Annotated in this window: 2 protein-coding genes; one reads left to right on the top strand and one right to left on the bottom strand. The window is 65.6% G+C overall.

The features are described from left to right. Positions 1 to 171 precede the first annotated feature (171 nt). A complete protein-coding gene (locus tag FJ425_RS06675) occupies positions 172 to 11,622 on the top strand; it encodes an autotransporter-associated beta strand repeat-containing protein (RefSeq protein ID WP_181175817.1) in 11,451 nt (3,816 codons plus the stop codon). Positions 11,623 to 11,794: 172 nt separating this feature from the next. On the opposite strand, the gene FJ425_RS06680 is transcribed toward FJ425_RS06675, so the two are convergent. Continuing rightward, complete coding sequence (locus FJ425_RS06680; protein ID WP_246677894.1) at positions 11,795 to 12,394, bottom strand: isochorismatase family cysteine hydrolase; 600 nt, start codon at positions 12,392 to 12,394, stop codon at positions 11,795 to 11,797. Positions 12,395 to 12,410 lie beyond the last annotated feature (16 nt).

Below are 12,410 nucleotides of genomic sequence, written 5' to 3' on the forward strand. Positions count from 1 at the left end.
CGATACCGTAAGTTACGTTCCATTGCCGTTGCCCATCCTCAAAGTCGGCTTGGCGGTATGGTTTTGATAAATTTTCCCCGACTACCATCGCGCCAAGGCACGGTGCGAGGCAGCATGCGGCAGGACTCGGCTACCCAATCTTGTGGCTCGCGAGCGTTTCGCGGCGGACGCATGACCAAATGGAAGGGCCAAGCGGCCAGCTACGCCCCACAAGTCGTCGGTTTGTCGGCATTCGTCGTCCATACGATGAAGGGCACGCTTCTGCCGTTGGCGCTCCTTGCAGGGCTTGCGGCGACAACACCGGCTGCGGCAGCCAACCTCTACTGGGACGTCAACAACACATCGCTCAACCGCGGCGGCACCGGCATCTGGGATCTGAGCACGTCAGTCTGGAGCGCCAGCAATGACGGTGTGAGCGGCCCCTACAGTGCCTGGAACAACGGCGCGCTCGACGACGCCTTCTTTGGCGGCACGGCGGGCACCGTCACCCTCGGCGTGCCGATCACCGTCCACAACATGACGTTCGAGGTCAGTGGCTACACCGTAACGGGCAGCACACTCACTCTCGGCGGGGTCAACCCCACGCTTTCGGTCACGACCGGCACCGCGACGATCAGCTCGACGATCAACGGCACGGGCGCAGTGGTCAAGGCCGGCGCGGGAACGCTGACACTGACGGGCAACAACAGCTTCACCGGCGGCCTGACCGTGAACGCCGGCACCTTGTCCCTCACCGGCAACAACAGCTTCGGCAGCAGCCCGGTGATCACCGGCGGGGCCGCGCTCTCGCTGACGGGCACCAACAGCTTCGTGGGCGATATCAACGTCAACGGTTCGTTGACCGCCAGCGGCGCTGCGGCTCTAGGCGATGTCGGCAACAACATCATCATCTCGGGTGGGGCGCTGAACATCGGCACGACCGGCGGAAGCCTGACCGGACGCACCGTCACACTCAGCGGCACGGCGGTCAGCCTCTTTGGGGCGGGTATCGGCGGCGCCCATTTCACCGGCACCGGCGGTCTTTCCGTCAATCCCGGAGTGAACCTGACCGACGATACCAACAACTACACCGGTGCAACCAGCTTCGTTGGCGCTGGCACCTCCACCTTCACCTCGATCGGCAATCTGGGTCAGGCCAGTTCCCTAGGAGCGCCCACCACAGTTGCGAACGGCACCATCAGTATATCGAATCCGAGTGGAACTGCCGGAACTCGCATCGCCATCTATGCCGGCGATGGCGATGTATCGAACCGCAATTGGGGTCTATTCTCCAACGGTTATCGTGGCACGGGCCTCAGCAATAGCGGCACTGGCACCCTGACGCTGACAGGCTCAATCTCGGTGGGCAATGCCGGTACCGCCCAGGCGCCTTCCTTCACCGCGGCAACTGCCGACCTGGAACTGCTCGGTGTCATCAGCGGCGGCAGCGCTACATTTAGCGCGAACGCCGGGCAGGTTTTAAGGCTTGGCGATGCCAACACCCTAACGGGCACCGGCATCGTCGGCGCGGGCAAGGTTGTCGCGGCGACCCTGGCGAATACCGGCGTCGCCAGCTCGCTGGGCGCGGGAACTACAACCAGCATTAGCGGCACCTTGAGCTATGTCGGGGCGGGCGCCAGCACCAACCGCAACTGGGTAATCAGCGGCACGCTCAGCAACGACGGCAGCGGCGCGCTGGCGTTGAGCGGAAGCACGACCCTCAGCGGCACCGGCACGCTGGGCGGCAGCTTCACCGGCGCCGACAATGTGGCTTCGGGCGTGATCTCGGGCGCCGGCAACCTGCGCGGCGCAGGTGCTGGAACCTGGGTCGTCTCGGGCGCGAACACCTATACCGGCCAGACCATCGTCGACAGCGGCACGCTGCGCGCGGGATCGGCCACGGCCTTCGCCGGCTCGAAGACGTTCCAGGTCAATGGCGGCACGCTGGATCTCAACGGTTTCGACCAGACGCTGACCACCCTGACCGGCACCGGCGGTACGCTCAACCTTGGCAGCGCGAAGCTGACGATAGACGGGCCGACCGGCACCACCGCAAGCTTCGGTGGCAGCATCTCCGGCAGCGGCGGGCTCAGCAAAACGGGCAACAGCATCCAGACGCTGACCGGCGCCAGCACCTATACCGGCGACACGACCATCGGCGGAGGCACGCTTGCCCTCGACTTCAGCGCGGCCGGCGGTCCGACGAGCAATATCGTCGGCAGCGATTCTACCCTGGTCATGACCGGCGGCACGCTGAAGGTGACCGGTGCCGCGAATGAGGGCGACACGCAGACCTTCGACGGCCTGACGATCACCGCCGGCAACAACACGATCAATGCGGTATCCGGCACCGGCGGCGGCAGCCTGACCGTCAATCTCGGCGCCATCACCCGCACCGGCGGGCTGATGAACTTCAACCTGCCGACCAGCGGCAACATCACCACCAGCAACACGTCGCTCGGCGGCTGGGCCACCGTCAACGGCACCGACTATGCCAAGGTCGTGGGCGGCAACATCCTCGCCTTCACCGACGCCGACTACACCGACAAGGACAATGCCGCCAACTGGCTGGACAACGAGTTCATCACCGATGTGACCGGCTTCTTCGGCACGGTGAGCGGTACCAAGCAGCTTGGCGGCCTGCGCTATACCCAGGCGGTTTCCACCACCGTGACCGTCAGCCCCGGCGAGACGCTGGGCGTGGACGGCACGATCATCGTCGCCCCGACAGTGCTGGGCAACAACCAGCTGATCACCGGCGGCAAGATGACCGGCGCCAATGGCGGCGTGCTGGGGGTCCAGCAGAACAGCACCGGCAATTTCACCATCGCTTCGCAGATCGTCGACAACGGTCCGGGCATGGGGTTCACCAAGGCGGGCACGGGACTGGTCACGCTCACCAACACGGCCAACAGCTATACCGGCGCCACCCGCGTCGTGCAGGGCACGCTGGCGGTGGCCAGCATCGGCAATGGCGGCGCGGCGAGCAGCATCGGCGCGTCCTCGGCGAATTCGTCCAATCTGGTGCTGGAAGGCAGCACGCTGCGCTATACCGGCACGGGCGATACCAGCGACCGCGGTTTTACCTTCGGCAAGTCGGGCGCCATCCTGGGTGCCGGGGTCGAGGTCACCAACGCGAACGCCAATCTCGTCTTTTCAGGTCTCGTCACCAGCGCCGATGGAGCCGACTTCACCAAGAGCGGTGCCGGCACGCTGACGCTCGCCAACTCCAATAACGACTTTACCGGCGCCGTCGCCGTCACCGGCGGCCTGTTGGCGGTAAGCACGCTGCCCAATGGCGGACAGGTCAGCCCGATCGGCCAGAGCAGCAGCGCTCCGGCCAACCTGACGCTGAGCGGCGGCGGCGGATTACGCTATACCGGCGTCACGACCACCACCAATCGCGGCTTCACCCTGGGGACCGGCGGCGGCGTCGTCGATGTCAGTGCGGGCGGCACGACGCTGACGGTCGGCGGCCAGGTGGTGGGCGGCGGCGCCCTGACGAAGAACGGTGCGGGCACTCTGGTCCTGACCGCGGCCAATACCTATACCGGCGGCAATACGGTCAATGCCGGCATCCTGCGCGCGGGCGCCGCGAATGCCCTGGGGAGTGGACCGATGACGCTCGCCAATGTGGCCGGCGCGCAGCTCGATCTCAACAATTTCAACACTGTCATCGGCGCTCTCAATGGCGGCGGTGCCAATGGCGGCAATGTCGCGCTGGGTTCGGCCACGCTGCAGATCAATGGCGGCAACGGCAGCTATTCGGGCACGATCAGCGGCACCGGTGGCATCCTGCGCACGGGCGGCGGCACCCAGACCTTCACCGGCTGCAACAACAGCTATACCGGTGCGACCAACTTGCAAGGCGCGAACATCAGCACCGATTGCATCCGCAACGGAGGCGTGGCCAGCGGCATCGGCGCCTCGAGCAGCGCTGCGACCAATCTGGTCTTCAACAATGCCTCGCTGATCTACACCGGCGGCAGCGTCACCACCGACCGCGGTTTCCAGCTGTCGGCGAATATCGGCGCCATCAATGTGTCCAACGCCGCCACCACCCTGACCTTCACCGGCAATGTCGTCGGCGCCGGCAGCTTCCGCAAGGACGGCCCGGGCACGCTGATCCTGTCCGGCACGAACACATCGACCGGCAACACCCAGGTTTCGGGCGGCGTGCTGCGCGCGGGGGCGACCAACGCCTTTGGTCCGCAGGGACACATGACGCTCGACAACACCGCCGGCGTCGTGCTCGACCTCGCGGGCTTCGACACGGTGGTGACCTCCCTGATCGGCGGCGGCGCCAATGGCGGGAACATCAGCCTGGGCAATGCGACGCTGACGATCAATGGCGTCGACACCCGTTCCTATGCGGGCGCCATCAGCGGCACCGGCGGGCTGATCAAGAACGGCGCCAACATCCAGGCGCTCACCGGCTGCAACAGCAGCTATACCGGCAGCACGGTTATCAATGCCGGGACGCTCCAGGTCACCTGCCTGGCGAACGGCGGCATCAACAGTTCGATCGGCGCCTCGTCTTCCAATCCGGCGAATCTGGTGATCGGCAACGGCGCTACCCTGCAATATGTCGGCGCGGCCACCACGACCGACCGGCAGTTCACGCTGGGCGCGGGCGGCGCCACGCTCGATTCTTCCGGCACCGGCCCCATACAGTTCACCTATGGCGGCCCGGTAACGCTGGCCGGCAACGGCCCGCGCACCTTGACGTTGGCCGGCACCAATACCGGCACCAATATCCTGGCCGCCCGACTGGACGACAATGTCGCCGGCGTCACTTCGCTCGCCAAGACCGGCACCGGCACCTGGCGCCTGACCAATCAGGCCAGCAGCTATACCGGCGCGACCACCATCGGCGGCGGGATACTGATCGTCGACAAGCTGGCTGATGGCGGCATGGCCAGCAGCGTCGGTGCGTCCTCCAACGCGGCCGGCAACCTGGTGATCGGCAAGGATTCGACGCTGCGTTACGTCGGCGCGGGAGACACGACTAACCGTCAGTTCACGCTCGATACCGGTGTAACCTATATCCAGTCTTCGGGAACCGGCGCGCTCGTCTTCGCCAACACCGGGACGGTCGGCCTGACCGGCACCAACGCGACGCGAACGATTGCCCTGGGCGGCACCAACACCGGTCTTAACACGATGGGCGGTGCCATCGGCGACAACGGCACCGGCGCCACGACGCTCGCCAAGAACGACGGCGGCACCTGGGTTCTCACCGGCAACAACACCTATTCGGGCAACACCGTCATCAATGACGGCAATCTGATGATCGGCAATGGCGGCACCACCGGCAATGCCGGTGTCGGCAACGTCATCGTCAATTCGCCAACGTCCACCCTGTCCCTCAATCGCAGCGACACTTTTACGTTCGGCGGCACGCTGAGCGGGCCCGGCACCCTGGCGCAGATCAGTACGGGCACAAGCGTGCTGACATCGCTGAACAATGCGATTGCCAAGACCACCATCAGCGCCGGCACATTGCAGGTGAATGGCCGCCTGGAAACGCCGACCATTGCCATGACAGGCAGTTCAACCCTGGCCGTCGGCGGCACGGTTCAGGCCGCCGGCCCCACCCAGACCGCCATCACCGGCGATACCGGCAACAACACCATCAACATCAACGCCGGCGGCGTTCTCCGGGCGACGGGCGATCTGGGCGGCGGCAGCGACACCGTCAATCTGGCCGGAACGCTGAATACAGGCGCCGGGGCGCTCGACCTCGGCGCCGGCAACGACACGCTGGCGCTCCAGGACGGCGGGGCCGTCATTGGAGCAATCAATGCCGGCACCGGCGGCGAAACCGGCGCCGGCGACACGCTGCAGGTGAATACCGTCGCGGGCCGCACCCTCGATGGCAGTAACGTGGCGAGCTTCGAAACCCTGGACAAACAGGGCTCCGGTACGCTGGTCCTGACCGGCAATCACAGCTACAGCGCCGGCACGACGATCGAGACGGGGGTGCTGCAGGTCGGCTTCGGCACCACCGCCGGTGCGCTCGACACGCCGAGCGTGCTCAACAACGGCAGGCTCGCCTTCAATCTGAACAACAATTACACATTCGGCGGCACGATCTCCGGCACGGGCGGCCTGACCAAGTCCGGCCTCGGCACAACGACGCTAACCGGCAACAACAGCTATGCCGGATCCACCGTCATCACTGCCGGCACGCTGCTCGTCAACGGCGATCAGTCCGCCGCGACGGGCCAGACCACCGCCGGAAATGCCACGACGCTCGGCGGTATCGGCATCATCGGCGGCAACGTCACGATCCAGGCAGGCGGTACGCTCAGCCCTGGCGACGCCGGCAATGCACCTGGCGCGCTCACCATCGGCGGCAACCTCACGCTCAACAACACGTCGGCCGTCAACGTCAATTTCGGCCAGGCGAACGTGCCGGGCGGACCGCTCAACGATCTCATCAATGTCGGCGGCAACCTGACGCTCGACGGCACGCTCAACATCACGCAGACGCCGGGCGGCACCTTCGGGCCGGGCGTCTATCGCATCCTCAACTATGGCGGTTCGCTGACGAATAACGGACTGAACGTCACGTCACCTGATTATTTCGTCCAGACCGCGGTCGCCAACCAGGTCAACCTCGTCAATTCCGCGGGGCTGACGCTCAGCTTTTGGGACGGCAATGCCGGCCCCCATTCCAACGGTGCGGTGGATGGCGGCAGCGGCACCTGGCGGGCGGCCAGCGACCAGAACTGGACCGATGCCAGCGGCACCTTCGCCGCGCCCTTCGCCAACGCCAGCTTCGCCATCTTCCAGGGTGCCGCCGGGACGGTCACGGTCGACAACACCAACGGGCAGGTGCAGGCGGCGGGCATGCAGTTCGCCACCGGCGGCTATCTCATCCAGGGCGGCGACGTCGCTTTGGTCGGGCCGCAATCGACCATCCGCGTCGGCGACGGCACCGCAGCCGGTGCGGCCTATGTGGCGACAATCGCCTCGAACCTCACCGGCAGCAGTCAGCTACTGAAGACGGAGCTCGGCACGCTGGTGCTGTCCGGCACCAACAGCTACAGCGGCGGCACCGCGATCAATGGCGGCACGGTTCAGGTCGCCTCGGACGCCAATCTCGGCGACGCGTCCGGCGGCCTTTCGCTGAACGGCGGCACGCTGCACACGACGGCCGATATCACTTCTGCCCGCGCCGTGACGCTCAATGCCGGCGGCGGCATCTTCGAAACCGACAGCGCGACCAGCCTGGCGCTGACCAACGCTGTGAGCGGCGCCGGGACTTTGACCAAGGAAGGCGGCGGCACGCTCGTGCTCAGCGGCGCCAACAGCTATCAGGGCGGCACCGTCATCAATGGCGGCACCGTCGAAATCACGGCCGACAACAATCTCGGCGATGCTGCCGGCAAGGTGACCTTTGACGGCGGCACGCTGCATCAGAGCCTGTCGAGCATCGTAACCGGACGCGATGCCACGCTTCAGGCGGGCGGCGGAACATTCCAGGTCGACAGCGCCCTTCAGTGGGAGGGCACTGTCAACGGAGCAGGGGCGCTCACCAAGACGGGCACCGGGGCGCTGTTCCTCGGCGCCGACAACACCTACGCCGGCGGCACGACGATTGCGAGCGGCACCTTGTTGCTAGGGACCGGAGGCACCACGGGCTCCATCTTGGGCGATGTGGTCGATAACGGCACCCTCAGCTTTAACCGCTCCGACCTCTACACCTTTGGCGGCACGATCTCCGGCAGCGGCGGCGTCAGCGAGGACGGCACGGGCAACACCGTGCTCACGGCCGACAACAGCTATGCCGGCACCGCGCTGATCGCCGGGGGTGGCGGGCTCTACATCAATGGCAACCAGACGGCTGCGATCGGACTGACCGACGTCAATTTCGGCACGCTTGGCGGCAACGGCACCATCGGCGGCGATGTTTTCGTCGACGCGGCCGGGAGGCTGGCCCCCGGTGGCCTGGACTCAACGCCCGGCACGCTCACCATCAACGGCAACCTCGAACTAGCCGACGGCTCGAACCTCGATTACTCGTTCGGCCAGGCCGGCGTGGTCGGCGGCGCCTACAATGACCTCACGGTCGTGCACGGCAATCTGGCGCTCGACGGCACGATCAACGTGACGGAGGCGCCTGGCGGCAATTTCGGACCGGGCATCTATCGCGTCATCAGCTTTGACGGAACGCTCAACGACCAGGGTCTCGACTCGACATCGAGCGACTACAGCGTGCAGACCTCGATCGCGCATCAGGTCAATCTCGTAAACACTTCCGGCGTGCTGCTCAACTTCTGGGATGGCGCAGCCGGACCGAAAGGCGACGGAGCGATCAACGGGGGCGACGGCGTTTGGCAGAACTCCGCCGGCAACGACAACTGGACCAACAATGACGGGACGCTCAACGCTCCCTACCAGGATGGCGTCTTCGCCATCTTCGCCGGCGCTGCCGGTACGGTCGATGTCGACGACAGCCTGGGTGACATTCACTCCGCCGGCATGCAGTTTGCGACCGGCGGCTACACGATCCAGGGCGACGGCATCGCGCTCGACGGACCGCAGGCGACTATCCGCGTCGGTGACGGCACGCTGGTCGGCGCCGCCTACACGGCAACCATCGCTTCGAACCTCACCGGCGCCAGCCAACTGGCGAAGACCGACCTCGGCACGCTCGTGCTCGGCGGTGCCAACAGCTACACCGGCGGCACCGCCATCCATGGCGGCACGCTGCAGGTTTCGGCTGACGCCAACCTTGGCGACGCATCCGGCGGCTTGAGCCTGGACGACGGTACGACGCTGAGGACCACTGCGGTATTCAGCTCGACGCGCGGTATTGACCTTACCGCGGGCACCGGCACCTTCCAGACCGATGCGGATCTCACTTTGTCGGGCGTGATCACGGGCGCCGGCGGCCTCAACAAGACCGGCGCCGGCGCGCTGACCCTCACCGGTGCGAACAGCTATGCAGGGTCAACCACGGTCACGGCCGGCGGCCTCTATGTCGATGGCGACAACAGCGCGGTCGCCGGTTCGGTCTCTGTCGGAAGCGGCGCGACCATCGGCGGCAAGGGCTCGATCGGCGGCGATGTCACGGTTGCCGACGGCGCAACCCTGTCGCCGGGTTCGGCCGACGGCACGCCAGGCACGCTGGCGATCGCCGGCAATCTCAATTTGTCTAGCGGCTCGGTCCTCAACTACTCCCTCGGGCAGGCCGACGTCGTCGGCGGGGCGCTCAACGACCTGACCACGATCGGCGGCAATCTGGTGCTCGACGGCATTTTGAACGTCAGCGTCAGCGCTGGCGGCACCTTCGGGCCAGGCGTCTACCGCATCTTCAGCTACAGCGGCACGCTGACCAACAATGGCCTGGTGGTCGGCTCGATCCCGTCATCGGGCTATATCCAGACCTCGATCGATCACCAGGTCAACATCGTCAACACGCAAGGGCTCACCTTCAACTATTGGGACGGCAAGGTCGGCCCCAAGAACAATGGCGCAGTCAATGGCGGCGACGGCGTCTGGGAGGCAGCGGCCGGCAACGACAACTGGACCGATGAGGCAGGAACGGCCAATGCCGGCTTCGCCGACGCATCCTTCGCGATCTTCGCGGGCCAAGCGGGAACGGTGACGGTGGACAACGGTCTCGGCCAGGTGACCGCATCGGGCATGCAGTTCATGACCGACGGCTACGTTGTCCAGGGCGACGGGATCGAGCTCACCGGACCGTCGAGCAGCATCGTCGTCGGCGACGGCACGGCGGCGGGCGCGGGGATGACCGCAACGATCGCCTCGGCTCTCTCGGGCGACGCGCAATTGGTGAAGTCGGATCGCGGCACACTGGTCCTGACCGGCATCAACAGCTACACCGGCGGCACCGCGATCAATGGCGGCACGCTCAGGGTCTCGCAGGACGCCAATCTGGGCGATGCCGCCGGCGCGCTCTCGTTCGACGGCGGCACGCTCGACACGACCGGCAGCTTCGCCACCTCGCGTTCGGTCAGCGTGATGAGCTCCGGCACCATCTCGACAGCGGCCGCCACGACCTTGACCCTGAACGGGGCTGTGACCGGGTCGGGTGCGTTCACCAAGGCAGGACAGGGAACGCTTGTTCTGACGGCGGCAGGCTCGACCTTCACCGGACCGACCTCTATCCAGCAGGGCACGCTCGCGGCGGGCGCGGCGGACGCGCTGGGCTCCGGCTCTGCATTCACCGTCGCTTCCGGCGCGACGCTCGATCTCGGCGGCTTCAACCAGGCCGTCGCCTCGCTCAACAACAGCGGCTCGGTGCGTCTCGGCGTCGCGCCCGGCACGACGCTGACCATCAACGGCGACTACACCGGCGCCGGCGGCACCATCTTCCTCAATGCTGCGCTCGATGGCGATACTTCGACCACCGACAAGCTGGTGGTGCACGGCAGCACCTCAGGCAGCTCCGTGCTTTCCGTCACCAATGTCGGAGGGGCAGGGGTTCAGACTGTGGAAGGGATCAAGATCGTGGACGTCGACGGCAGCTCGGCGGGCACGTTCACGCTTGCCGGCGATTATGTCTTCCAGGGCGACCAGGCCGTGGTCAGCGGCGCCTATGCCTATCGGCTCTATCAGAATGGCGTGAGCACGCCGGCCGACGGCGACTGGTATCTCCGCTCGGCGCTGATCAACAATCCGCTCTATTCGCCGGCCGTGCCGATCTACGAGGCCTATCCCGGCGTGCTGCAGAGCCTGAACGAGCTCGGCACCCTGCAGCAGCGCGTCGGCAACCGCTCGTGGACTGGCGCAGGCCAGGGCGCCGACGAGATCGGCAGCGTCCCGACCCAGAGCGCCATCTGGGCCCGTATCGAGGCGACGCATACAAGGCAGAGCCCGGACAGCGCCACCACCGTCTCGGACTACGACGTGACCACCTTGAAGCTGCAGTCCGGCATCGACGGGCTGCTTTACGAGGATGCCACCGGCATTCTTCTCGGCGGCCTCACCTTCCACTACGGGACGGCATCGTCGGACATATCATCGATCTACGGCGTCGGCTCCATCCGGGCCACCGGTTATGGCTTCGGCGGCACGCTGACCTGGTATGGCGACAACGGCTTCTACACCGACGCTCAGGGCGAGGTGACGTGGTATGACAGCAACTTGAGATCGGCCACGCTGGGCAGCGAGCTTGCCAAGGGCAACAACGGATTTGGCTATGCGCTGAGCATGGAGGCCGGCCAGAAGCTTGCGCTGCAGGGCAAGTGGACGCTGACGCCGCAGGCTCAGCTCGCCTATTCCTCGGTGCGCTTCAGCAGCTTCACCGACCCGTTCGACGCGGCGGTATCGCTGAGCGGCAGCGATGTTCTGATCGGCCGCGCCGGCCTGTCGCTGGACTATGAGGATGCCTGGACGGGCGAGCAAGGAAAGGTCAGTCGTTCGCATCTCTACGGCATCGCCAACCTCTATTACGATTTCCTGGACGGCAACGACGTGGATGTGTCGGGCACGGCGCTGCATGAGCACGACCAGCCGCTCTGGGGCGGTGTGGGTGTCGGCGGATCGCTCTCCTGGGTCGACGACCGCTACACGGTCTACGGCGAAGCCTTCGCCAAATCGAGCCTGAGAAACTTCGGCGACAGCCGGGCAATCGGGGCAAAGCTCGGTTTCAGCGTGCGCTGGTAGGAACTGGGCATCGGCAACCGGCCTGAGAATTCAGTGAGTGTCTACTGCAGATCGTGCCGGGATGCCGATCCGATGACCGCACCCACTGATGCGACTGGGCATTCGAGGGGCGGCTGCTCGTCCGTTGCCGGCAGCACTTGGCCGGCATGTGCCGGGCAAGATGAGCGATGGGTCAGCGCCAGAAATCCAGAATCTCCTCCGCAGCGGCGACTTCGACATGATGCGAATATCGCGTCGTGAACAGCTTGAGTATATTTTCGTAGGCTTCGTCCGATGTGCTGCAGATCGCATCCTCGACCAGGATCGTTCTGTAACCGAAGTCGATCGCTCCGAGCAGCGTCGCCAAGACGCACATGTCGGCCTCGCCTCCGCTGACGATGAGCTCGGTCACACCTTCCGCCTGAAGGCTCCGGTGGAGCTCGCCCGTCAGCCAGGGTGAGTAAACGGGCTTATCGAAAACGCGAGCCGGCGGCACGAAATCGCGCAGTTCGGGCAGCAGTTCGAGGCTGCCTGGGCCGGCACATTCGATAGTCATCTGCGACCAGTGCTCATAGTATTGACGCCAATGGCCCTGGCCTTCGCCAGGTCTTCTCGCCGTTATGAACCTGGTGAAAATCGTTCGCTCCGGTCTGCCATCGACAAGCGAAAGCACCTTCGGCAGGATGGCGGGCAGCCACTCAACAGCCCATGGCCCAGGCGGTAAGAACATCATCTGCATGTCGACGCAAACGTGGACGGCTCGTGTTGAGATTGGCGTCATCGCGATCCACAACTTCCCTGCCGTGAAA

Origin of the sequence: Mesorhizobium sp. B2-7-2 (assembly GCF_006440775.1) — a bacterium.
Classification (GTDB): Bacteria; Pseudomonadota; Alphaproteobacteria; order Rhizobiales; family Rhizobiaceae; genus Mesorhizobium.